This is a genomic window from Paraburkholderia unamae, assembly GCF_003096875.1.
Classification (GTDB): Bacteria; Pseudomonadota; Gammaproteobacteria; order Burkholderiales; family Burkholderiaceae; genus Paraburkholderia; species Paraburkholderia unamae.
The window spans coordinates 78,636-103,084 of record NZ_QEOB01000005.1; the positions used below are offsets into that span (position 1 = coordinate 78,636).

General features: G+C 67.5%; 17 protein-coding genes. 6 read left to right on the forward strand and 11 right to left on the reverse strand.

The features are described 5' to 3' along the window. Positions 1–11: 11 nt before the first annotated feature. Positions 12–1,346 carry an MFS transporter gene (locus C7402_RS12070; RefSeq protein WP_116610823.1) on the forward strand — a complete coding sequence of 445 codons (1,335 nt, stop codon included), beginning with the start codon at positions 12–14 and terminating at the stop codon, positions 1,344–1,346. A gap of 65 nt (positions 1,347–1,411) precedes the next feature. On the opposite strand, the gene C7402_RS12075 is transcribed toward C7402_RS12070, so the two are convergent. The 3 genes from C7402_RS12075 to C7402_RS12085 all read right to left on the reverse strand — a co-directional run bounded on the left by C7402_RS12075 (position 1,412) and on the right by C7402_RS12085 (position 5,839). Next, entirely contained in the window at positions 1,412–2,737 is a 1,326-nt protein-coding gene (locus C7402_RS12075) for an MFS transporter (RefSeq protein WP_112172949.1), read from the reverse strand. A gap of 76 nt (positions 2,738–2,813) precedes the next feature. Continuing rightward, complete coding sequence (locus C7402_RS12080) at positions 2,814–4,028, reverse strand: CaiB/BaiF CoA transferase family protein (protein ID WP_116611056.1); 1,215 nt, start codon at positions 4,026–4,028, stop codon at positions 2,814–2,816. 5 nt (positions 4,029–4,033) lie between these two features. After that, positions 4,034–5,839 (reverse strand): acyl-CoA dehydrogenase family protein, encoded by a 1,806-nt coding sequence (locus tag C7402_RS12085; protein WP_116610824.1) that lies wholly within the window; start codon positions 5,837–5,839, stop codon positions 4,034–4,036. 130 nt (positions 5,840–5,969) lie between these two features. Here C7402_RS12085 and C7402_RS12090 point away from each other — a divergent pair, with 130 nt between their 5' ends. Beyond that, a complete protein-coding gene (locus C7402_RS12090) occupies positions 5,970–6,881 on the forward strand; it encodes a LysR family transcriptional regulator (RefSeq protein ID WP_116610825.1) in 912 nt (303 codons plus the stop codon). A gap of 10 nt (positions 6,882–6,891) precedes the next feature. Here the strand turns inward: C7402_RS12090 and C7402_RS12095 are convergent, their stop codons facing one another. Continuing rightward, on the reverse strand, positions 6,892–9,474 hold the full coding sequence (locus C7402_RS12095; RefSeq protein WP_116610826.1) for an adenosylcobalamin-dependent ribonucleoside-diphosphate reductase: 2,583 nt from the start codon (positions 9,472–9,474) through the stop codon (positions 6,892–6,894). Between the two features lie 247 nt (positions 9,475–9,721). Here C7402_RS12095 and C7402_RS12100 point away from each other — a divergent pair, with 247 nt between their 5' ends. Next, the gene (locus C7402_RS12100) at positions 9,722–10,246 is read left to right on the forward strand and encodes a thioesterase family protein (protein ID WP_116610827.1); all 525 of its coding nucleotides are present in this window, start codon (positions 9,722–9,724) and stop codon (positions 10,244–10,246) included. Between the two features lie 248 nt (positions 10,247–10,494). On the opposite strand, the gene C7402_RS12105 is transcribed toward C7402_RS12100, so the two are convergent. Continuing rightward, positions 10,495–10,794: a DUF3331 domain-containing protein gene (locus tag C7402_RS12105; protein ID WP_112172954.1), complete on the reverse strand. Its 300-nt coding sequence runs from the start codon at positions 10,792–10,794 to the stop codon at positions 10,495–10,497. 395 nt (positions 10,795–11,189) lie between these two features. Between C7402_RS12105 and C7402_RS12110 the strand changes: the two genes are divergently transcribed. After that, positions 11,190–12,257, forward strand: a complete 1,068-nt coding sequence (locus C7402_RS12110; RefSeq protein ID WP_112172955.1) for an AI-2E family transporter — start codon at positions 11,190–11,192, stop codon at positions 12,255–12,257. Positions 12,258–12,299: 42 nt separating this feature from the next. Here the strand turns inward: C7402_RS12110 and C7402_RS12115 are convergent, their stop codons facing one another. Both C7402_RS12115 and C7402_RS12120 read right to left on the reverse strand, forming a co-directional pair. After that, complete coding sequence (locus C7402_RS12115) at positions 12,300–13,154, reverse strand: alpha/beta hydrolase (protein ID WP_116610828.1); 855 nt, start codon at positions 13,152–13,154, stop codon at positions 12,300–12,302. 121 nt (positions 13,155–13,275) lie between these two features. Continuing rightward, complete coding sequence (locus tag C7402_RS12120) at positions 13,276–14,373, reverse strand: OpgC domain-containing protein (RefSeq protein ID WP_116610829.1); 1,098 nt, start codon at positions 14,371–14,373, stop codon at positions 13,276–13,278. Positions 14,374–15,093: 720 nt separating this feature from the next. Between C7402_RS12120 and C7402_RS12130 the strand changes: the two genes are divergently transcribed. Further along, positions 15,094–15,960 carry a peptidoglycan DD-metalloendopeptidase family protein gene (locus C7402_RS12130; protein WP_116610831.1) on the forward strand — a complete coding sequence of 289 codons (867 nt, stop codon included), beginning with the start codon at positions 15,094–15,096 and terminating at the stop codon, positions 15,958–15,960. 93 nt (positions 15,961–16,053) lie between these two features. Here the strand turns inward: C7402_RS12130 and prpF are convergent, their stop codons facing one another. The 4 genes from prpF to prpB form a co-directional block, all read right to left on the reverse strand. Then, positions 16,054–17,244, reverse strand: a complete 1,191-nt coding sequence (gene prpF / locus C7402_RS12135) for a 2-methylaconitate cis-trans isomerase PrpF (protein WP_116610832.1) — start codon at positions 17,242–17,244, stop codon at positions 16,054–16,056. Between the two features lie 58 nt (positions 17,245–17,302). Further along, positions 17,303–19,900 carry a Fe/S-dependent 2-methylisocitrate dehydratase AcnD gene (gene acnD / locus C7402_RS12140; RefSeq protein WP_112172960.1) on the reverse strand — a complete coding sequence of 866 codons (2,598 nt, stop codon included), beginning with the start codon at positions 19,898–19,900 and terminating at the stop codon, positions 17,303–17,305. Positions 19,901–20,037: 137 nt separating this feature from the next. Further along, positions 20,038–21,204, reverse strand: coding sequence for a bifunctional 2-methylcitrate synthase/citrate synthase (gene prpC / locus C7402_RS12145; protein WP_112172961.1), 1,167 nt, complete (start codon positions 21,202–21,204; stop codon positions 20,038–20,040). 40 nt (positions 21,205–21,244) lie between these two features. Then, complete coding sequence (gene prpB / locus C7402_RS12150; protein WP_112172962.1) at positions 21,245–22,135, reverse strand: methylisocitrate lyase; 891 nt, start codon at positions 22,133–22,135, stop codon at positions 21,245–21,247. Positions 22,136–22,369: 234 nt separating this feature from the next. Here prpB and prpR point away from each other — a divergent pair, with 234 nt between their 5' ends. Next, complete coding sequence (gene prpR, locus C7402_RS12155; protein WP_112173180.1) at positions 22,370–24,442, forward strand: propionate catabolism operon regulatory protein PrpR; 2,073 nt, start codon at positions 22,370–22,372, stop codon at positions 24,440–24,442. Positions 24,443–24,449: the final 7 nt, after the last annotated feature.

Here is a 24,449-nt window from a genome sequence, read left to right on the forward strand (position 1 = left end):
GGAGACTCCCGATGTCCGCCCCAATCCCGACGTCCGCATTCGCACCCGGCGATGCGCTGGGTGTCGACGACCCGCAATCCCAGTCGCTGTACCGGCGCATTTCGCTGCGCATCGTGCCGTTCCTCTTCATCTGCTACATCGTGTCGATTCTCGACCGCAGCAACATCGGCTTCGCGCAGTTGCAGATGAAGCAGGACCTCGGCATTACCGATGCGATGTACAGCCTTGGCGCCGTGCTCTTTTTCGTGGGTTACGTGGCGTTCGAGGTGCCGAGCAATCTGCTCTTGCGCCGCTTCGGCGCGCGCCGCACGTTCGCGCGCATCATGCTGCTGTGGGGCGCGATTTCGGTCGCGATGATCACGGTGGCGAGCGCGCGTCAGTTCTACGTGCTGCGTTTCCTGCTGGGCGTGTTCGAAGCGGGCTTCTTCCCGGGCGTCGTGCTGTATCTGACGTTCTGGTTCCCGTCGAAGCGCCGCGCGGCCGTGCTCTCGGTGTTCTACGCGGGCGTGGCGGTGGCGGGCATGGTGGGCGGCCTGCTCTCGGGTTCGATCATGCGCGGCATGGACGGCGTGATGGGCCTGCACGGCTGGCAATGGATGTTCGCGCTCGAAGGCGCGCCCGCCGTGCTGCTCGGCGTGATGGCGTGGTTCTGGCTCGTCGATCAGCCCGAGCGCGCAAGCTGGCTCTCGACGGCGGACAAGGAGCGCCTCGCCGCCGACCTCGCGGCCGAACGCCAGCGCGCGTCGGTGCACGGTTCGCATTCGCTCGGCGCGGCGCTGCGCAACCCGCATACGTACCTGTTCTCGTTCATCTACTTCTCGCTGACGTCGGCGCTGTTGCTGCTGCTGTTCTGGATGCCGCTCATGATCCGCGAGTTCGGCATCAAGGACGTCGTGCATATCAGCCTGCTTTCGATCATTCCGAACGCCATCGGCGCGGTGGGCGTGATCCTGATCGCGCGCCACTCGGACCGCAAGGGCGAGCGCCGCTGGCACTTCGCCTCCTGCGTGGCCGTGGCCGCGCTCGCACTGTTACTCATGACGGTGCATTTCAACAGCCTCGCCGTGATGCTGGGCCTGCTTTCGCTCGCGGCGCTGGCCATTTTTTCGGCGCATCCGGTGTTCTGGGCGGTGCCGTCCACGTATTTCAGCGGCACGGGCGCGGCGGGGGCGATTGCGCTTATCAGCAGTATCGGCGTGTCGAGCGGCATGATCAGCCCGTGGGTGATCGGGCAGATCCGCACGCTCACAGGCAGCATGGATTACGCGCTGTATCTGATCGCGGCGCTGCTCGTCGCCTGTGCGGGGGCGATGCTGGCGGGCGTGAAGCCGGCCATGTCGCGCTGAGGCGGGATTTGATGCGTTAAGCGAAGCGGGCGCCCTGGAGGCGCCCGCTTCGCTTTTTGGGCCGCTTATTCCGGCAGCGCCAACGACACCTCGGCCTGCGCGGACGATGACTGCTTGCGCTGCAACACCGCGATGCACACGAGCGAGACGGCGGCGAGTGCGCTATAGAACAGCGCGAGCGGCCCCCATTGGCCCGGATAGTCGTGTGCGAGCAGCGTGCCGACGAGCGGCGTGAGGCCGCCCGCGAGCGCTGCGCAGCATTGATAGGAGATCGAAATAGCCGAATAGCGCACGCGCACCGGGAACGCATTCGTCATGAAACCCGCCATGACCGCGTACGAACTGCACATGCACATCACCGCGATCGCAATGCCGATCACGATCGCCACCGGCCGCCCCGTCGAAACGAGCACGAACATCGGGTAAGGCGAAATCATCGCGAGCGCCGCGGCGAGCACGAGGAAGCGCCCCGTACCCACGCGCTGCGCGAACCAGCCGGAAAAAAGCTGCGTGAAAAGCTGGATGAACGCGACGACGAACAGACAGTCGAGAATCAGCCCGCGGTCGAGGCCGAGTGTTTGCGTCGTGTAGTTCAGCATGAACGTGTTGACGAACCACGCGCCCGCCACGCCGATCACGTTCGCGCCGAGGCACAGCAGCACGGTGCGCCACGAGTCGCGCAGCACTTCGACGATCGGCATGGCGGCGGTGCGCCGTTGCGTTTTGATCGCCTCGAATTCCGGCGATTCGCCCACGCCCGAGCGGATCAGCAAGCCCACCACGAGCAGCACGGCGCTTGCGATGAAGGGCAAACGCCAGCCCCACGAAAAGAGCGCGTCCTTGTCCAGATGCGCGACGCTGCGAAACGCGAGCAACGCCAGAATCAGCCCGGCGGGGCTGCCGAGTTGCGCGAACGAGGCGAGGAAGGTGCGCTTCTCCCTGGGCGCATGCTCGCCCGCCATCAGCACCGCGCCGCCCCATTCGCCGCCTATCGCGATGCCCTGCGCCACACGCAGCAGCACGAGCAGGGCGGGCGCGAGCGCACCGGCGCTTGCGTAGGTGGGCAGAAAGCCGATGCCCACGGTGCCGACGCCCATGATGGACAGCGTGGCGACGAGCGCCTTCTTGCGCCCGATGCGGTCGCCCAGGTGCCCGAACACGAGCCCGCCGAAGGGGCGCGCGAAAAAGCCCACGGCGAAGGTGCCGAACGAGGCGAGTGTGCTATAGAACGGCTCGTGCGAGGGGAAGAACAGCTTGCCGAAAATGAGCGCCGACGCCGTGGCGTAGATATAAAAGTCGTACCACTCGATGGTGGTGCCGACGAAGGCGGCAAGCGAGGCGCGGGCGGGCTGGCGCGCGGAGGTGCCGGTAGTGGCATTGAGGCGGGTCATGCATGTCTCCTGGATCGGGGTTGAGCCGGCTTGGGCCGGTCTGTATTCCGTTGCGGTTCGACGAAGCGTTGGCGGCTTACCCTCGTTCGGGCTCCTTGACGATGCCGGCTTCGAAAAGCCGCTGCTGGGTGGCGGCGTCGATGCCGAGCGCATCCATCACGGCGCGCGTATCCGCGCCGAGCGCCGGCGGGCGCGTGCGGTAGGTCGGCGGCGTGCGCGAGAGCTTCACGGGCGCACCCGTGCCGCGATAGCCTTCCATCTCGACGATCATGCGGCGGTGCTGCGTATGCGGATGCGTGGCCACGGCGTCGACGGTCTGCACCGGGCCGCAGGGCACGCCCGCCTGGATCAGCGCTTGCGCGAGCGGCTCGCAGTCGTGCGCGGCGAGCCGCGCTTCGAGCGCCGCCTTGAGTTCGGGGCGGTGCGCGCAGCGGTTGCGGTTGTCGGCGAAGCGCGGGTCGTTCGCGAGGTCGGGCACGCCCAGATGCGCGCAGAGTTTGGCGAACTGGCGATCATTGCCCACTGCGAGGAAGATGGGCGCGCTGCGTGTCGCGTAGCTGTCGTAGGGCGCGATGTTGGGGTGCGCGTTGCCGCTGCGCTGGGGCGTGCGGCCGTTGCCGAAATAGTTCGGCAGATGCGGATGCAGGAGCGACACGCCGCAATCGTAGAGCGCGATATCCACCGACTGCCCGAGGCCGCTTTTCTCGCGTTCGGCCAGCGCGAGCAAAATGCCCGCGAGCGCGTTCAGGCCCGTGACCATGTCGACGATCGGCAGGCCGATGCGCAGCGCGGGTCCGTCGTGTTCGCCGTTCACGCTCATGAGACCGGCCATGGCCTGGATCACGGCGTCGTAGCCGGGCAGGCCGCCGAGCGGGCCGTCCGCGCCGAAGCCGGAAATCGCGCAGTGAATGAGGCGCGGGAAACGCGGGCGCAGGTCGCGCTCATAGTCCATGCCCCAGCGTGCGAGCGTGCCGGGCTTGAAGTTTTCGACCAGCACGTCCGCGCCTTCGAGCAGTTGCCAGAGGATCGCGCGGCCTTCCTCGCGCGAGAGATCGACGGCAATGCCCTGCTTGTTGCGGTTCACGCCCACGTAATACGAGGCCGTGTCGCCGACGAAGGGCGGCCCCCAGCCGCGCGTTTCGTCGCCGTCGGGCGGTTCGAGCTTGACCACTTCGGCGCCGTGGTCGGCGAGTGCCTGGGTGCAGTACGGACCACCCAGCACGCGGCTCAGGTCGATCACGCGCAGGCCGTGCAGCGCGCCGTTCACCTTGATCGGTTCGGAATCCTTCATGATGATCACCGAGCGGGCAGCAGTTGCAGGGCGTCGGCGAGCGGTAGAGGCTGTTCCTCCACGAGCGCGCGCAGCGTCGTTGCGTTGGCGTCGCGTTCGTCGAGCGCGAGCGGGTCGTGCGGCAGCAGCTTGTGACGCACGATCAGGTGGGCGAGCGCAAGGCGCCGGTAGTCGCCGCCGGCGGTGGCGCCGCGCGACACCTGCGCCGCCTCGCAGGCCATGAAGGCGGCCGTGGTGGCGTGATAGAGCGCGCTTGCCGCCTGGCGAACCGACTCGTCGCGGCCGCACTCGGCCACGCTCACGAGCGCCGCGCCCGCGCGGTCGAACACGTCGCGCAGGAGCGCCGCGCTTGCTGGACTGGCCGCACTGGCTTCGGAGAGGCCGCTTTCGGCGAGTTCCGCGTGCACGTAGTGCGTGAGCGCTTCGAGCGCGCCTTCGCGTTTCGCCGCGCGTGCCACGTCGAGCGCGACGATATTGCTCGTGCCTTCCCAGATCGAGCCGAGGTGCGCGTCGCGCACGAGGCGCGGATCGCTCCATTCCTCGATATAGCCCACGCCGCCGCGCACTTCCATCGCGTCGCCCGTCACGCGGCGCGCGTCGCGGCAGGCGCGGAACTTGATGAGCGGCGTGAGGATGCGCACGCATTTTGCCGCGAGTTCGTCGCCGCGATCGGCACGCGCGAGCAGCGTGGCGATGCGCATGAACATCGAACGCGCCTGCTCGGCGGGCAGCATCATCTTCAGCAGTTGACGCTGCATCAGCGGCATTTCCACCAGCTTGCGACCGAATGCTTCGCGGTTGCGCGCCACGTGCAGCGCCTCGGTCAGCGCGCGGCGCATGAGGCCCGCCGCGCGCACGCCATTGGAAAGACGCGACATGTTGATCATGTCCGCCATCTGATGAAAGCCCCGGCCGACTTCGCCGATCAGGTACGCCTGTGCGCCTTCCAGCACGATTTCGCCGCTCGCCATCGAACGGCTGCCGAGCTTGTCTTTCAGGCGCACGATGCGATAACTGTTGCGCGTGCCGTCGGGGAGCGTTTTCGGCAGCAGGAAGAGGGCGAGGCCCTTGATGCCGGGCGGCGCGTCGTCGGGGCGCGCGAGCACCATCGCGAGATCGGCGTCGGCGTTCGAGCAGAACCACTTGTCGCCGTAAAGACGCCACGCGTCCTCGCCATTTGCGCCCGGTTCACGCGTGGCGCGGGTGGCGATGCGCGCCACGTCCGAGCCCGCCGCCTGCTCCGTCATGAACATCGCGCCTTGAAACAGGGTGTCGAAGTCCTGCGAGGCGAGCATCGGCAAATAGCGGGCGATGAGTTCCGGCGTGCCGAAGCGGCGCAGCGTGCGCGTGAGCGAGTCAGTCATGCTCACGGGGCAGCACAGGCCGAACTCGGCCTGCACGAACAAATACGTCAGTGCGTATTTGACGAGCGGCGCGGGCGCGTTCTCGCGATGGCTCATGGCCGCGAGCCCAAGTTCCGCATACGCAACGCGTTCCAGCGCGACATAGTCGGGATGCTTGTCGATGCGCTGGATCGCCTCGCCGCTGCGCGTGCGCTGTTCGAGCGTGGGCGGGTGCTTGTCGGCCACCAGCGCCAGGGCGTCGAGTTCGTCGGAGGCGCGCTGGCCGAGCGAATCGAGTTGCGCCTCGATCGCGTGAAACGCGGCGTCGCCGAGATAGCTGCGCAAAAGGGGCGCGAAGCCGGGGTCGCTCGTATAGAAGTTGATGCCGCGGCTGTCGGGAATATTGGACGCGCCGCTGGCCGGGGTGGCCTGCGTTGGCGCGGTGGCGAAGGCGGGTCGATCGCTCATCGTGTGCTGTCTCCGTGCTGTTTTGCTTTGCGATTCGGCGTAGCTTAGGCGCGGCTTCGATAACGGTCCAATACAACCGATGTCATGTACGATAAGCGCTATCTATCGTTGATCGTCCGGGGAACCCGCCATGGAACTCAAGCAACTGCGCTATTTCGTGGCCGTGGCCGAGGAACTGCACTTCGGGCGCGCCGCGCGCCGGCTTTTCATCTCGCAGCCGGCGCTGAGCTTCGACATCCGCAAATTCGAGGAGCAGCTAGGCGTGCAACTGCTCGAACGCACGAACAAGGCCGTCGCGCTGACCAATGCGGGCAACGTGCTGCTCGAAGAGGCGCGGCGCTTGCTGGAACAGGCCGACGAAGTGCGGCGCATCGCGGCGCGTTCCGCGCATGGCCTTGCCGGGCGTTTGCGCGTCGGCTTCGTCAATTCGATGCTTTATCGCGGGCTGCCCGAGGCGGTGCGGCGTTTCGAGGCCGATCATCCGGCCGTGGAAGTGGTGCTGCGCGAAATGAATACCGCCGAACAGGTGCAGGCGTTGCAGCGTTTGCAGATCGATCTCGGCTTTGCTCATTGGGGACGTTTTCCGGCCGAGGTGCAATCGGAGGTGCTGTTTTCCGAGCCATTTCTTTGCTGTTTGCCCGATGGCCATCGACTTGCGCGCAGGCGGCGCATCGAACTCGCAACGCTTGCGCGCGAGCCGTTCATTCTGTTTCCGCGCTCGGTGTCGCCGCACTATCACGATCAGATCATCGCGACCTGCGTGGAGGCGGGCTTCAGTCCGCAGATCCGTCACGAGGCGCGGCTGTGGCAAACCGTTGTGACGATGGTGGAGTTCGGCATGGGCGTGGCGCTCGTGCCCGCGGCGCTCGGGGCCGCGGGCGGCGGTCGGGTGGTGTTTCGACCGTTGGCCAGTAATCCTTATGAATCGCAGGTGCTCAGGCTCGTGCGCGGCGGGGAGGCGAATGCGCTCGCGCAGGGGTTTGCGTCGTATCTCGGGGCGCACAAGGAAAGCCGGGCGCAAGCCACGCCGCCCGGCAAGTGAGCGTCCGGCGTCAGCCGCAAGACCCGATCTCTCCGCACGACGTGCAGAAGTCGCACCCGTCCTTGCGGATCACCGCATTCGCGCCGCACGAACCACACTTGCGGCCGAGCATGGCGTGAGCAAACGCGTGCTGCGCATCGGCGGGCAGCGCGTTCTCGCCATTGAGCACCTGATCGCCGGGGTGCTGCGCGGGATGCGCCTGCGCAGCACCGCCTTGCGTTTCACCGCTGGAGTGCGTGGCGAGCGCGCCGCCACGCCGCTGTGCGAGGAGCCGTGAGGGCACCTGCCGTCCCTCTGCGTCGAGAAAGCCGCGCCGGTGCAGGATCTGCTGGATCGCATAGGCAATGGCCGCGACCTCGGAGTCGTGCCACAGCGGAATGCGCCGTCCGTCCAGGCGCTGTGTCTCGCCATAACGCACCTGGCCGCGATCCCACGAGACCTTGCGCAGGTCCTGAAGATTGCGCGCCACAAAGCCGCCGCGCGCCGCGAGCGAGAGCGAGCGCATGGTCGCCGTGATCCATTGTTGCGACTCGTCGCGCTGGCCCACGGGAATGAAGAACTCGATAGGCCGCTCGATCGTCACCGCTTCGCCGCCCACCTGGCCCGTCACTTCGAGGAACGACACCGCCACGTACAGCGACACCTTGCCGGTTTGCGTGATGTACTCGATCTTCTCGATCACGGCGGGCAACTCGCCCTTGGGCCGGTGATCGATCGCCACGCGCAGCGGGTCGAGCAGGGTGTCGCTGAGCGCATCGTCGGCGGTGGCAGCGGTTTCCGGGGGCAGCGTTTGCAGCACCGCGCCGAGCGTCTCGTTCGGCCGGTAGGTCGCGAGTCCCTTGAGGCCGCGCCGCCATGCGTCGAGATAGAGATTCTCGAAGTCCTCGAACGGATAGTCGGCGGGCACGTTGACGGTCTTGGAGATCGACGTGTCCACAAACGGCTGCACGGCCGCCATCATGGCGATGTGTTCCTGCGCGCTCATTTCCAGCGCGCTCACGAAATACGCGGGCAACGCGTTCACGTCGCCGCCGAGATTCCGGTACACGCGCCACGCGTGGTCCTCGACGTTGAACGTCTCGCGGCTGCCGTCGGCCATGCGGCGCGTGCGCTGATACGTCCACGAAAACGCGGGCTCGATGCCGTTCGAGACGTTGTCGGCGAACGCGAGGCTCACCGTGCCCGTGGGCGCGATGGAAATCAGATGGCTGTTGCGGATGCCGTGGGCGCGGATCTCGGCCTTGAGGTCGTCGGGCAGGCGCGAGGCGAAGGTGCCTTCTTCGAGGTAGCGGTTCGCGTCGAAGAGGGGAAACGCGCCGCGCTCGCGCGCGAGCTCGACCGAAGCGCGATAGGCGGCGTCGCGCATCGTGCGTCCCACGCGCGCGCCGAACGCGCAGCCTTGCTCCGAGTTGTAGCGGATGCCGAGCATCACGAGCGTGTCGCCGAGTCCCGTGAAGCCCACGCCGATACGTCGCTTGGCCGCCGCTTCCGCCTGCTGTTCGGGCAGCGGCCAGAGCGTGGCGTCGAGCACGTCGTCGAGAAAGCGCACCTGCGTGCGCGTGCGTTCGGCGAGTGCCTGCCAGTCGAAATCGGCATGCTTGTTCGCGCCGCCGCCGCGCAGTGGCGCGAACGGCTCGATCACGAAGCGCGTGAGGTCGAGCGGCCCCAGGTTGCAGCAACCATAGGCGGGCAGCGGTTGCTCGCCGCACGGGTTGGTTGCGCGGATCGCTTCGAGCGCGCGCAGGTTGTTGTCTTCGTTCATGCGGGAGATGAACACCACGCCCGGCTCGGCCATGTCGTAGGTCGAGCGCATGATCGTGTCCCACAGGGCGCGGGCGCGCGTTTCGGCGTATACCCACAGGCCGTCGTCGCGGCGATGCAGGTCGGCCGAGGCGCGCAGCGCGGGCGAGGGCTCGGCGCGGTGCACGAGCTGCCAGGTCGCGTCGTTTTCCACGGCGCGCATGAATTCGTCGGTCACCGCCACCGAGACATTGAAGTTGTTCCAGCGCCCCTTCAAGTGCTTGGCCTCGATGAACTCGGGCAGGTCGGGGTGATCGCAGTCGAGCACGGCCATCTGCGCGCCGCGCCGCGAGCCCGCGCTTTCCACCGTGCGGCACGAGGCGTCGAACACGTCGATATAGCTGCATGGGCCCGATGCGCTCGATCCCGTCGACTTCACGAACGCGCCGTGCGGCCGGATGGCCGAGAAGTTGTAGCCCACGCCGCCGCCGCGCCGCATGGTTTCGGCGGCTTGCAGCAGCGCGACGTAGATGCCGGGGCGGCCCTCGTCGTCCACGCCCTGGATGCTGTCGCCCACGGGCTGCACGAAGCAGTTGATCAACGTGGCCTCGATGCCGGCGCCCGCCGCGCTCATGATGCGGCCCGCGCCGAGCGCGCCGTTGCGCAGGTTGTCGACGAAGCGCGCCTCGACCTCGGCGCGCAACTCGGGCGGCTCGACCTGGGCGACGCCGCGCGCGACGCGGCGATAGATGTCGTCGGCGCTTTGCTCGTCGCCTTTGGCGTACTTCTCGAGCATCACGTCGAGCGAGAACTGCTGTGGGGGAAACGGAAGCGGGGGCGTGTTTTCTGCCATGACCGGGCCTCATGGAGCGCCGCGCGCGGGCGGCGGTTGAAGGGCGGCGAAAGCCGGCGCGCGTGGCGCGCGGCGGCCGTACCGCGTTCGCACAACCATACCCCAGTGGCGGCCCGAGTGCACGGTGGTGCAAGCGCGCAGGCCAGGGGCCGCTTGCGCGTGCCGGTGAAGCGGCGGCCAAGGCCGCGCTGCGGTTACACTGCTCGCGCAAAGAGGCGCGCGCGCCTCGACGACACACGGAGACAGGATGACGAACGGGACGGCGCGCGTGATCTACCGCGACACGGTGCGTGCGGAGTGGGTGGATTACAACGGGCACCTGCGCGACGCGTTTTACATGCTGATCTACAGCTACGCGACGGATGCGCTGCTCGACGCCATCGGGCTCGACGCGGCGCAGCGCGAAGCGCGCGGGCGCTCGATGTATACGCTGGAGGCGCACCTGAACTATCTGCGCGAGATCAAGGAGGGCGCGCGGGTGCGCGTGGATGTGCACGTGCTCGAATACGACGCGAAGCGCGTGCGCGTGTATCTGGAGATGTTCGCTGACGAGTTCGGTTTCGAACCCGGCCACGAAGCGGCGCACCCGGGCGCGCCGCCGGTTTCGGCGAGCGAGCAAGTGCTGCTGCACGTGGACCGCTCAGGCCCGCGCGCGGCCGCCTTCGATGCCGATGTGCTGGCGCGCGTGGCCGCGCTGTGCGCGGCGTCGGCGGGCTTCGAGCCGCCTCATGCCGCGCGGGCCATCACGCTCGCGCCTCGCGCGGGCCGCTGAGGCGGCGCCGGGCGCGCTATGGTGCGCTATGGCGCGGGCATGCCACGCATTACCGGGCGAGCCGTGGACATGGCGGTGGACGCGACTGAGGGCGCGATGGCGCCGGGGGCTTGAGCACCGATGCGCACGTGCGCAAAGGGCTTCGGTACACTGCGTCGAGCCGTCGTGGCCCGTGTCGTCGGTTGGCTTTGGCCTGCGGGTTGCGCTGGAGAGCGGTGGCGGGCGCCGGGTGAGCGCCTGGTGGACGCTTAGCGCGCGTTTTCCGCGCCGATGAGGTCGCCAAACACTTCGGCGGCGATCATGACTGACGCATTCAGCGGCGCCGGGCGTTCGGCCGGCTTGAACACGGCGTCGCCACGGCGGATCTTGCGGCGCGACACGGCGCAAGTACCCGACGAATGCGCCGAGCGGCGGCGCCAGCGTTGTTCGCCATAATGACAGCGCCCCGGCTCGACCCAGCGGATCACCAGCGCCGTATCCGTCTGTTCGAGTATTTCGATGCGCTCACCGTTGGCTCCGTCAAGCGAGAGGCACGCTTTTTTCTTCATTGTCGGCTCCGTAAGTGGGGTTGCCGCGAATGTAGTCCTGTGCGCCGCCAAGTGCCATTGTGTCGCCGTTGAAACACCATTCCATAAACGGCAACAATCGCCCTGCGACACGTTGCGTCCAACGAAGGAATGGGGGTTTGCGGCCGATCGGGGTCGACATCTTAAATTTGTGCAACGCACTGTTGTGCGTGGCGCGACATCGGAATCGGCGAAAAGCGGCGTCTGGAAGGGTGTTCCGGGATAGGGGCGGAACGGCTGGAGCGGATCTGAATCTGATGAAAATCCGGCCTGGCGCGGGCTCGTTGCACGGTGATTTGCTGCGCTGCACAGCCGCTTCATGGACGCTGTACAGCCTTTGAAGCGAGCGCTTCTTTTTTGAATTTTCCCGAGGTTACATGATTCATCGTCCGCCTGCTCCGAACTCCGCAAACGAGCAGAAACTCCAGCGCGTTGCCTCCGCCGCGCTGTTCGCCACGCTCGTGCTGCTGGCGCTCTGGATCGTGCGCGAATTCCTGCCCGCCGTGGCGTGGGCGAGCGTGCTCGCCATCGTCCTGTGGCCCGCCTACCAGGCGATCGAGCGGCGCGCCTGGTTCAAGGGCCGCAAGACGCTGATCGCCACGCTGCTCACGGCCGCGATCGGCGTGCTCGTGCTGCTGCCCATCACGGTCACGGCCATCCAGGCCGCCGGCGAGGCGCACGACCTCTACCTGTGGCTGCACGACGCCCAGGAGAGTGGTGTGCCGGTGCCCGATTTCGTCGCGCATCTGCCCGTGGGCAGCCGCCAGGTGAGCGACTGGTGGCAGGCCAACCTGGCCCAGCCGCTCAAGGCTTCCCCGGCGATGAAGAGCCTGCACGGCGACACCATCGTCTCGTTCGGCCGCCACTTCGGCGCGCGCGCGGCGCGGGCCACGATGACGTTCGGCTTCATGCTCGTCACGCTGTTCGTGATGTTTCAGGCGGGCCCGCGCCTCTCGGCCACGGTAATGCGCGGTGCGCGCCGCGCTTTCGGCGCCGACGGCGCGCAACTGCTCCAGCGCATGGCCGCCGCCGTGCGCGCCACGGTCACGGGCCTCGTGGTCGTGGGGCTCGGCGAGGGCGTGCTGCTGGCCGCCGCCTATATCGCGACCGGCGTGCCGCACGCGGCGCTGCTCGGCACCGTCACGGCCATCGCGGCCATGCTGCCGTTCTGCGCTCCCATCGTGTTCTGCGGCGCCGCGCTGTACCTCGTCGTGCAGGGCTCGGTGATCGCGGCGGTCGCGCTCGCGGTCTGGGGCTTCGTGGTGGTGTTCGTCGCCGAGCATTTCGTGCGGCCGGTGCTGATCGGCAATTCCACGCGCCTGCCGTTCCTGCTCGTGCTGTTCGGCATCCTGGGCGGGGCGACCACGTTCGGGCTGATCGGCATCTTCATCGGCCCGGCGCTCATGACCGTGTTGATGGTGCTGTGGGCGAACTGGGCGGAGTGAGCGCGTGGCGCACGTGTTGCGCGGGTTCGACCCGGCGCGCGCCTAGCGCACGCAGGCGAGCGCGTACTTGAGCGCGGCCGGCAGCAGTTCGCGCCACACGGGCCAGACGTGCCCGCCGTCCACGATGCGCAGCGCCGCCGGGTTGCCCGCCTCGCGCAGCCGCGTGTAGAGCAGCGACGATTCGGCCTGGATCACGAGGTCGTCGTCGCCCGCGGCGATGAAGAACGGCACGCGCCAGGGCCGCGAGAAATAGGGTTTCCAGAGTGCCGGATAGTTGAGCGTGCGCCAGATCTGCGCGTCGAACTGATGCTCGCCGAACACGCCCACGTGACGCGCCGCCGAACTGGGCGGCGGGTCGCTCGCGTAGACGGCGGGCGAGAGCAGCAGCGCGCCGCAGAACATGTCCGGGTGCTCCAGCGTGTAGCGCAGCGCGCCGAACCCGCCCATCGAAACGCCGCCGATCGCGCGCCCGTCACGCTCGTTGTCCACCGCGAAGTGCGATTCGATTTCGGGCAGCAAGTCCTGGAAAAACGCTTTCTCCATTTTCTCCTTGCGATCGACGTACCAGTCGGTGCCGCCTTGCGGCATCACGATCACCACGGGCGGGATCTCGTGGTGCGCGATCAGCGCGTCGGCGCTCGCCTGGAGCTGGCCTTGCGTGACCCAGTCCATTGCGTCGCCGTTGTTGCCGTGCAGGAGATACAGCACCGGGTAACGGCCCTGGTCGGCGCGGTAGCCGACCGGCAGATACACCACGTAGGGCCAGTCGCGGTTGAGCGCGGCCGAATGGAACGTGCGGACCGCGATCGTGCTTGCCGCGGCGGGCGCGGCCGACGCGGCGAAGGCCGCGCAGGCGAGCGCAAGCGGGAGCAGTGCGGTTCGAAGGAGTCTGCGCATGGCAGGGAAATCGGAGCCAGGAGGCGCTGTCAGCGCGGGGTCATCATCCTAGCAGCCGCCTGGGCGCGCCGGAAGCCGGGGCCGCCCGGCGAGGCGCCCGGGCGGGCGGCGGGACGGCGCGTCAGGCCGAGGCCTTGGCGCGCGAGGGCAGCAGGCGCTTGAGCGGATCGGACGCGCGCGCGACGAGCAGCAGCGCGGTCATCGCGACAGCGTCGGCGACGAGGCCGAGCGGCACGTTCAGGTAGCCGTCGGTGTACCAGTAGAGCACCGAGTCCACCGTGAGCGAAATCACGGCACCCGCCACGAACGAGAGCATGCCCTTCTGGCCGACGAGACCCACCCACGGCAGCGCGTGCGCGAGGCGCTTCGCCCAGCCCAGACGGATCACGTGCGCCATGAGCCACGCGATGCCGGCGAAGTTGAGCACGCGGAACCACGCGAGGTTGCGCTTGAAGTCGCCGTCGAGCGCGACATTGCCCAGTTGCAGGCGGTAGATCGCGGCGCCCGCCACGACGGCGAGCGCGGCGAGCGTCACGAGCGTGCCGAGCCGGTGCGCGTTCACGCGCTGGAACACCGGCTGCGCCTGGGCGATCACGCCGAGCACGAACATCAGTTGCCAGGCGAACGGGTTGAAGTCCCACTGCACGTCTTCGACGTGCGGCAGCCACGGCACCAGGTGGGGCGCGACGCCCCAGAGCGCGAGGCTCACGGCCAGCAGCAGCCAGGGGCGCGTGCGCGCGAGCGGCAGCGCGAGCGGCGCGGCGAGCGCGAAGCACGCGTACATCGGCAGCACGCCGGCCAGGTACGGCTGGCGGCGCAGCAGCACGATGTCGCGCAGCGCGGCGGCGGGCGCGAGCGTGAGATCGTCGAGGTCGGTGGTGGCGAGATTGGGGGCGTCCACGTTGCACGCCACGAGTATCGCGGTGACGAGCAGCATCAGGAGCGCCGTCACGACGAATGCACGGTAGATCTCGAACGCGCGCTTGATGAAGCGCTGCCGGGCCGCGGCCTCGGTGCGGCGCGCGCAGAGCGCGGCCCACGCCGTGGCCGTGGCGAAGCCGCCCAGGAACACGAACACCTCGGCGGCGTCGCACAGCGCGTAGGCGTGCAGGGTGACGCGCGAGACGATGCTGCCGCCGATGTGATCGACGACGATGATGAGCAGGACAAGACCGCGGAAAAAATCGAGTTCGACTAGACGGTTGGATGACTTTGGCATGTTGGGCAGCAGGCCGGGGCGGCACGCGGTGCGCGAGGCGCACTACATGGCCGACGGGCCGGACGGGCGGATGCGCGAATGCATCTGCCGGGAAATCGGGAAAACGGGCCAGGTTCGCAAGGCGCCATGCGCCGGGAACCGCGAAGCGGCCGCCAGGGTGGCCGCAAGACAAGCGCAGGGAAAAGACCTGAAGAATGAGCAAGGGTTCCCGTGAACCGGGGCTTGGGCTTGACGCGGCCGATACTACCTCAATTTCAATTGGCTTTCAGTGAGCGTTACCGCCGGCGGACGTTCAAGTTTGCGGGGAGACGGCCGATAAGTCAGGGAAAGGGGCATGATCACGCGCACGTGTTGAGCGGTGCAACCCACGGCAGGACGGGCGTTTGCGCCGGGTTTGAAATCGATTTCTGACCCTTTTTTCCGTGTTTCGATGTGGCGCTAATTCCGGTAATTAACATTTGTATCAGAGTGTTGTCCCTGGGCTGATCCAGCTCAATTGCGCTTTACAATGCCGGATCGATTTTGGGATCGCACGTCCGTTCGTAAATGCGGCGTTGACGTGTGTTGGATGTTTATCGTACGAAATGCAGGCAGTTTGGCTGCAAATCGATGCGGTCCGGCGGACGAGCCGGAGCGCCGTGAGAGCGGGAGCGCGCCATACGCAGCAGACCGTTCCGGGCCTCCGTACGCCGCGCGGCCGCGAGCACGCAGGAGGCGAATATGTTCGAAGATCGTAACGGTCGACGTACCCACGGTCTGAAGGGATTCTGGGCCGTGTTGGGACTGGCGGCCCTGCTGGGCGGCTGCGCCAACATGGATCAGCAGCAGCAACAACAGCCGCAGCCCGACACGTCGGCCGCGGCCAGCCCGGCAACCGATGCAACGCCCGCGGCCGGCACGGATGCGAGCGCGCAGGCGGCGAGCGCACCGGTCACGCGCGTCGTGACCAAAACCACCTATGTGCGCGTGCGCCGCGGCGACACGCTTCAGCGTCTCGCGCAAAAGCACAGCGTTTCGGTCAAGGATCTGGCCGCGTGGAACCACTTGAAGCCGAACGGCCGCCTGCGCGCGGGCCAGTCGATCAAGCTGGTCTCGAAGCAGACGATCACCGTGCAGGCCACGGCCCCGGCGACCGGCGGCCAGGCGGCGAGCACGAACGCCAACCCGGTCGTGAACCGCCAGGTCGCCGCCGAAGTGGCGCGCCACGCGAACAGCGTCGCGCTCGTGTGGCCGGCGCATGGCCGCGTGGTCGAGCCGTTCGCGCCCGGTACGACGCGCGGCATCGAGATCTCGGGCAAGGCCGGCGACCCGGTGATCGCCGCCGCCGACGGCAAGGTCATGTACGCGGGCACGGGCCTGAACGAGTACGGCAGCCTGATCATCGTCCAGCACAACAAGGACTTCCTCACGGCTTACTCGCACAACCGCCGTCTGCTCGTGAAGACCGGCGACATGGTCCATCAGGGTCAGCAGATCGCCGAGATGGGCAGCGAGAACAACGACCGCGTGGCCGTGCTGTTCGAGGTGCGCCGCGACGGCAAGCCCGTGGATCCGATGCCGTATTTGCCGACGTCGCCCCAGGGCTGAATCCCTCGCTCACCCGCACGTTAAAAAAAGCCGCCCCGGCGCTGAAATGCGCCGGGGCGGCTTTGTCGCATCAGATGCCGTGAGGCGGGGCGTTTAGAACGAATCCCCCGGCACCCGCACCCAGCCTTCCATGAGCACGCGCGCGCTGCGGCTCATGATGGCCTTCGTGACCGTCCATTCGCCGTTCTCTTCACGCGCCTGCGCGCCCACGCGCAGCGTGCCCGACGGGTGCCCGAAGCGCACCGCGCTGCGCTCGCCGCCGCCCGCCGCGAGATTCACGAGCGTGCCCGGAATGGCCGCCGCCGTGCCGATCGCCACGGCCGCCGTGCCCATCATGGCGTGGTGCAGCTTGCCCATCGACATCGCGCGCACGAGCAGGTCCACGTCGCCCGCTTCCACGCGCTTGCCGCTCGACGCCGTGTAGCCCGTGGGCTTTGCGACGAAGGCGATTTTCGGCGTGTGCTGGCGCGTGGCGATCTCGTCGAGGTTCTTGATGAGGCCCATGCGCAGCGCACCGTGCGCGCGGATCGTCTCGAACTTCTTGAGCGCTTCGGCGTCGCCGTTGATCGCGTCCTGCAATTCCTTGCCCGTGTAGCCGATGGCTTCGGCGTTCACGAAGATCGTCGGGATGCCCGCATTGATCATCGTGGCCTTGAGCGTGCCCACACCCGGCACTTCCAGGTCGTCCACGAGGTTGCCCGTGGGGAACATCGAGCCGCCCGCGCCGTCTTCCTCGGCGGCCGGGTCGAGGAATTCGAGCTGCACTTCGGCGGCGGGGAAGGTCACGCCATCCAGCTCGAAGTCGCCCGTTTCCTGCACGTGGCCGTTCGTCATCGGCACGTGCGCGATGATTGTCTTGCCGATATTGGCCTGCCAGATGCGCACGGTCGCCATGCCGTTGTCGGGCACGCGGCTCGGGTCGACGAGGCCGCCGCTGATGGCGAACGGGCCCACGGCGGCGGAGAGATTGCCGCAGTTGCCGCTCCAGTCCACAAAGGCCTTGTCGATGGCGACCTGGCCGAACAGGTAGTCGACGTCGTGATCGGGCTTGCTGCTCTTCGCCACGATCACGGTCTTGCTCGTGCTGGAGGTCGCGCCGCCCATGCCGTCGATCTGCTTGCCGTACGGGTCGGGGCTGCCGATCACGCGCATGAGCAGCTTGTCGCGCGCCTCGCCCGGCTGCTGCGCGGTAGCGGGCAGATCCTGAAGACGGAAGAACACGCCTTTGCTGGTGCCGCCGCGGATGTAGGTGGCGGGAATCTTGATCTGAGGTACGTGTGCCATGTGTTGTCCTGAAACGAAGGACGGCGCGTGTGTCGCCACCGCGCCGCCCGTTTTTCGTTTATGCCGCTGCCTGCGACGACTCGAGGAAGTCCTGTGCGAAGCGCTGGAGCACGCCGCCTGCGTCGTAGATCGACACTTCTTCGGCCGTGTCGAGCCGGCAGGTGACGGGCACTTCCACGCGTTCGCCGTTCTTGCGGTGAATCACGAGCGTGAGGTCGGCGCGCGGCGTGCGCTCGCCGATCACGTCGTACGTTTCCGTGCCGTCGATGCCGAGCGTCGTGCGGTTCGTGCCCGCCTTGAACTCCAGCGGCAGCACGCCCATGCCGATCAGGTTCGTGCGGTGAATACGCTCGAAGCCTTCCGCCACGATCACTTCCACGCCCGCCAGACGCACGCCCTTGGCCGCCCAGTCGCGCGAGCTGCCCTGGCCGTAGTCCGCACCCGCGATGATGATGAGCGGCTGCTTGCGTTCCATGTAGGTTTCAATCGCTTCCCACATGCGCGTGACCTTGCCTTCCGGCTCGATGCGCGCAAGCGAGCCCTTCTTCACGGCGCCGTCCACCACGGCCATCTCGTTGATGAGCGTGGGGTTCGCGAAGGTCGCGCGCTGCGCCGTGAGGTGGTCGCCGCGGTGCGTGGCGTACGAGTTGAAGTCCTCTTCGGGCAGGCCCATCTTCGCGAGGTACTCGCCCGCTGCGCTGTTCGGCAGGATCGCGTTGGAGGGCGACAGGTGGTCGGTCGTGATGTTGTCGCCGAGCACGGCGAGCGGGCGCAGGCCCTGCAACGTGCGCTCGCCGGCGAGCGCGCCTTCCCAGTACGGCGGGCGGCGGATATACGTGCTTTGCGCGCGCCAGTCGTACAACGGGTCGGTCGTTTCGCCGCTTTCCGCCGTGAGCGCGAACATCGGTTCGTAGACCTTGCGGAACTGCTCGGGCTTCACGCTCTTCGCGACGATGGCGTCGATTTCCTCGTCGGTCGGCCAGAGGTCCTTGAGGTACACGGGCTTGCCGTCCTGGTCCGTGCCGAGCGAGTCGCGTTCGATATCGAAGCGGATCGTGCCAGCAATCGCATAGGCGACCACGAGCGGCGGCGAGGCGAGGAACGCCTGCTTGGCGTACGGGTGAATGCGGCCGTCGAAGTTGCGGTTGCCCGAGAGCACGGCGGTCGCATACAGATCGCGGTCGACGATTTCCTGCTGGATCTTCGGATCGAGCGCACCCGACATGCCGTTACACGTGGTGCAGGCAAACGCGACGATGCCAAAGCCGAGCTTTTCCAGGTCCGGCAGCAGGTTGGCTTCTTCGAGGTAAAGCTCGACAGCCTTCGACCCCGGCGCCAGCGAGCTCTTCACCCAGGGCTTGCGCGTGAGGCCGCGTGCGTTCGCGTTGCGCGCGAGCAGGGCGGCGGCGATCACGTTGCGCGGGTTGCTCGTGTTCGTGCAGCTCGTGATGGCGGCGATGATGACCGCGCCGTCGGGCATCTGGCCCGGCGTTTCTTCCCACTTGCCCGCGATGCCGCGTGCGGCGAGGTCGGACGTGGGCAGGCGCTTGTGCGGGTTGGACGGACCGGCCATGTTGCGCACCACGCTCGACAGATCGAACGTGAGCGTGCGCTCGTACTGCGAGTTGGCCAGCGTGTCGGCCCACAGGCCCGCAGCCTTCGCGTACGTTTCGACGAGCTTGACCTGCTCTTCCTCGCGGCCCGTGAGGCGCAGATAGTCGAGCGTCTGGTCGTCGATGAAGAACATCGCGGCGGTGGCGCCGTATTCGGGCGCCATGTTGGAGATCGTGGCGCGGTCGCCGAGCGTGAGGCTCGACGCGCCTTCTCCACGGAACTCCAGGTACGCGCCGACGACCTTTTCCTTGCGCAGGAATTCGGTGAGGGCGAGCACGATGTCGGTGGCGGTGATGCCGGGCTGGCGCTTGCCCGTGAGCTCCACGCCGACGATGTCGGGCAGGCGCATCCACGAGGCGCGGCCGAGCATGACGTTCTCGGCTTCGAGGCCGCCCACGCCGATCGCGATCACGCCGAGCGCATCGACGTGCGGCGTGTGGCTGTCGGTGCCCACGCAGGTGTCGGGGAACGCCACGCCGTCACGCGCCTGGATCACGGGCGACATCTTCTCCAGATTGATCTGGTGCATGATGCCGTTGCCCGGCGGAATCACGTCGACGTTCTTGAACGCCTTCTTCGTCCAGTTGATGAAGTCGAAGCGGTCGACGTTGCGGCGATCTTCGATCGCGCGGTTCTTGTTGAACGCGTCCGGGTCGAAGCCGCCGCATTCCACCGCGAGCGAGTGGTCGACGATCAACTGCACCGGCACGACCGGGTTCACCTTGGCCGGGTCGCCGCCCTGGTCGGCGATGGCGTCGCGCAGGCCCGCGAGGTCGACGAGCGCGGTTTGCCCGAGGATGTCGTGGCAGACCACGCGCGCCGGGAACCACGGAAAGTCGAGGTCGCGCTTGCGCTCGATGAGCTGCTTGAGCGAGGCCGTGAGCGTGGCCGGGTCGCAGCGGCGCACGAGGTTTTCGGCGAGCACGCGTGACGTGTACGGCAACGTTGCGTAGGCGCCGGGCTGGATGGCCTCGACGGCTTCGCGCGCGTCGAAGTAATCGAGCCGGGTGCCCGGGAGGGACTTGCGGTAGGCGGTATTCACGGCTTGGGGACCAAATGTGTAGTGGGTTTGCGGCGGCTTCGCGCGCCGTGAGCGAATGGATTCACTCTAGACGCACGCGCCGTCGTCTCCCAGTCGGCCGGACGTCATAGTGCGTCCGGCCGGCTGGTCAGCGTCGATCAACGCTTGCCGATCGGCGTGAAGTTCAGGTTTTCCGGACCCGTATAGTTCGCGCTCGGGCGGATGATCTTGTTGTCGACGCGCTGCTCGATGATGTGCGCGCTCCAGCCGGCCGTGCGCGCGATCACGAAGATCGGCGTGAACATGGCGGTGGGGATGCCCATCATGTGGTACGACACGGCGCTGAACCAGTCGAGGTTCGGGAACATCTTCTTGACTTCCCACATCGTCGATTCGAGGCGCTCGGCGATGTCGAACAGCTTCAGGTTCGACTGCTCCTTCGAGAGCTTCTTCGCCACTTCCTTGATGACCTTGTTGCGCGGGTCCGAGATCGTGTAGACGGGGTGGCCGAAGCCGATCACGACTTCCTTCTTTTCCACGCGTGCGCGGATGTCGGCTTCCGCTTCGTCGGCGTTTTCGTAGCGCGACTGGATCTCGAACGCGACTTCATTCGCGCCGCCGTGCTTCGGACCGCGCAGCGCGCCGATCGCGCCCGTGATGGCCGAGTAGATGTCCGAGCCCGTGCCCGCGATCACGCGGCCCGTGAACGTCGAAGCGTTGAACTCGTGCTCGGCGTACAGGTTGAGCGACACGTGCATCGCGTCCACCCACGACTTCGACGGCGCACGGCCGTGCAGCAGGTGCAGGAAGTGGCCGCCGATCGAGTCGTCGTCGGTTTCGACTTCGATGCGCTTGCCGTTGTGCGAGAAGTGATACCAGTACAGCAGCATCGAGCCGAGCGAGGCCATCAGGCGGTCGGCGATGTCGCGCGCGCCCGGCAGGTTGTGGTCGTCCTTCTCGGGCAGCACGGTGCCGAGCACCGAGACGCCGGTGCGCATCACGTCCATCGGGTGCGCCGAGGCGGGCACGGCTTCGAGCGCCGTCTTCACGGCGGCGGGCAGGCCGCGCAGCGCCTTGAGCTTGGCCTTGTAGCCGGCCAGTTCGGCCGTGTTCGGCAGCTTGCCGTGCACGAGCAGGTACGCGACTTCCTCGAATTCGCACGCGGTGGCGAGGTCGAGAATGTCATAGCCGCGGTAGTGCAGGTCGTTGCCGGTGCGGCCCACGGTGCACAGCGCCGTGTTGCCTGCCGCCACGCCCGAAAGCGCAACGGACTTCTTCGGCTTGAAGCCGCCTGCGGCTTGCGTGGTGTTTTCTGCTTCGCTCATGGTGTCTTCCTCTCTCTATGTATGGGCTGTGGGGGCGGATTTACTTCTTCGCGGCGAACAGGGCGTCGAGCTTGTCTTCGTACGCGTGATAGCCGAGGTACTTGTAGAGGTCTTCGCGCGTCTGCATCGTGGAGACGGCGGCCTTTTGCGTGCCGTCGCGCTTGACGGTCTCGTAGAAGTTCAGTGCGGCGGCGTTCATCGCGCGATACGCGCCGCAGCAGTAGAGCGCGATATCCACGTTGGCGCTCTTGAGTTCTTCGGTCGTGAAGAACGGCGTCGAGCCGAATTCGGTGAGGTTGGCGAGAATCGGCACCTTCACGGCCGCGCGGAAGCGGCGGTAGTCGTCGAGCGTCTTCATCGCTTCGGGGAAGATCATGTCTGCGCCCGCTTCCACGTAGGCCACGGCGCGCTCGATCGCGGCGTCGATGCCTTCCACGGCGGCCGCGTCGGTGCGGGCCATGATGACGAACTGGTCGTCGGTGCGCGCGTCCACGGCGGCCTTCACGCGGTCCACCATTTCACCGGTCGCCACGACTTCCTTGTTCGGGCGATGGCCGCAGCGCTTCTGGCCCACCTGGTCTTCCAGGTGCACGGCCGCCACGCCCGCCTTGATGAATGACTTGATCGTGCGCCCGATGTTGAAGGCGCCGCCCCAGCCGGTGTCGATGTCGACCATCAGGGGGATGTCCACGGCGTCGGTGATGCGGCTCGCGTCGATCAGCACGTCGTCCATGGTGCTGATGCCGAGATCGGGCACGCCCAGCGAATTGGCGGCCACGCCGCCACCCGACAGATAGACAGCCTTGAAACCGGTGGCCTCGGCGAGCTTGGCCGCATACGCGGTGATCGCGCCGACCACTTGCAGCGGTTGCTCGGCGGCCACGGCGGCGCGGAACTTCGCGCCGGCGCTTGCGGGGGATTTGCTGTTCATGCGTGATGTCTCCAATTGAATCGCCGCCTTATATTGCAGGTAGCGTGCCAGCTCTGCCGGATGACGCTAATGCATTGATTTTTATGGTTATTGTCATAACGAGGAGACGGGCCCCGATTTCCGTGGTGAAATCGCGATTTCAAAAATGAAATCGTCGCGCGATAATGCGAATTCAGCTGCGGCGGGCTTTCGGGCTTTTCGCCGCGCCGCACCGTGATCGCTTCGCCGGACATCATGAACCGCTTCCCCGCTTCCGCTTCCCCCGCATTCCGCCCGCGCGTGTGGGCCATGGGCATCAGCCGCCTGCGCGACCTGTTTCGCGACATCGCCCGCGAATACGACGATCTCGCGGACCTGCGCGTGGTGCCGCGCGGTTTCGAGGAGGCCGTGGCCGACATCGCCGCCGCCGGGCCGAACCAGCGGCCCGACGTGGTGGTGGCGGCGGGCTCGAACGGCACGTACCTGAAGGCGCGCATCGACGTGCCCGTGGTGCTCTTGCAGCCCACCGGCTTCGACGTGATGCAGGCGCTCGCCCGCGCGCGGCGCGAAGCCGAACTGGTCGGACTCGTCACCTATGGCGAGACGCCCGTCGAGGTGCGCCGCTTCGCGAGCGCCTATGGCATCGACGTGGTGTTCGGCCAGTACCGCACGGTGCAGGACGCCGAGGCCTGCGTGCTCGACCTGCGCGATCGCGGCGTAGGGGCCGTCGTCGGGCCGGGGCTCGTCAACGACCTCGCGGCGCGGCTTGGGCTCGTGCCGTTTTTCGTCTACTCGCGCCCCTCGGTGCGTGCGGCCTTCGACAATGCGCTCGAACTCGTGCAGGCCACCTGGCGCGAGACGCTACGCCGCCAGCGCCTTGACAGCGTGCTCCAGCATTTGCGCGACGGCGTGGTGGCGCTCGATGCGCGCGGCCGCATCGAGGCGATCAACCAGCGCCTCGCGGACGTGCTCGGCGTCGATCCCGCGGCGGCGGCGGGGCAGTCGCTTGCCACGCTCGCGCCCGACATCGCCTTCGCCTTGCCCGAAGCCGACGGCGAATCGCTCGAAACCGTGCGCGGCGTGAGTTATGTCGTGCATCGTGGGCCGCTCGTGGACAACGGCGTGACGACGGGCGCCGTGCTCACGTTCCAGGAGTCGCGCGCCGTGGAGCGGCTCGATCGCACCTTGCGCTCGCGCCAGCGCACGCAGCAGTTCGTCGCGCGCTACCGCCTGGACGACCTGAGCGGCGCGTCGCCCGGCATCGAGCGCGTGCGTCAGCTTGCGCGGCGCTACGCGAAGTCGGACGCCACCGTGCTGATCCGCGGCGAAAGCGGCACCGGCAAGGAAATGATCGCGCAGGGCATTCATCGCGAGAGCCCGCGGCGCGACTTTCCGTTCGTCGCCATGAATTGTGGTGCGTTTCCCGAAGCGCTGCTGGAGAGCGAACTGTTCGGCTACGAGGAAGGCGCGTTCACGGGCGCGCGGCGCGGCGGCAAGGTGGGGCTCATCGAGGCCGCGCACCGCGGCACGCTCTTTCTCGACGAGATCGGCGAGATGCCCTTGCCGTTGCAAAGCCGGCTGCTGCGCGTGCTCCAGGAGCGCGAGGTGGTGCGCCTCGGCGCGACGGAGCCCACGCGCGTGGACGTGCGCGTGGTGGCCGCCACGCACCGCGCGCTCACCGAGCAGATCGAGGCGGGCGAGTTCCGCGCCGACCTGTTCTATCGCCTGAACATTCTCAATCTCGCCATTCCGCCGTTGCGCGAGCGCGGTGCGGATATCGCGCTGCTCGCCGCCGAACTGCTGCTACAGGCGTCGCGCCGCGAAACGCGCGTGGCCGTGCGCATCCGCACTGCCGACGATGCGGCGCGCACGCTCGCGCTCGTGAGCGGCGCGCTCGCGAGCCACGTGTGGCCGGGCAATGTGCGCGAATTGCAGAACGTGATCGAGCGGATCGTGGTGGAGTTGGCGGATTCGGAGGAGAACGTGGTGACGCCCGACGTGCTGCGCTCGATCGCGCCCGAGGTGTTCGAGTCGCGTCGCCGCGCCGCCGATGAGCGCAGCGAGCCAGGCGCGGCGGGCGAGGGCGCGCTCACCTTGCGCGAGCGCAGCCTGAACGTGGAAGCCGATGAAATCCGCGCGGCGCTCGACGCCTGCCACGGCGACCGCGACCGCGCGTGCGAGATGCTCGGCATTAGCAAGACGACGCTGTGGCGGCGGCTTTCCGGCGCGAAGGGCAAGCGTGGCGACAGGGCGGCCGGGCCGGGTGAAGCCGCCGAGGCGCCCGAGGCAGGCGAGACGGCGCGCCCGCGCAGAACACCGCGCGGTTAAGGCGCGC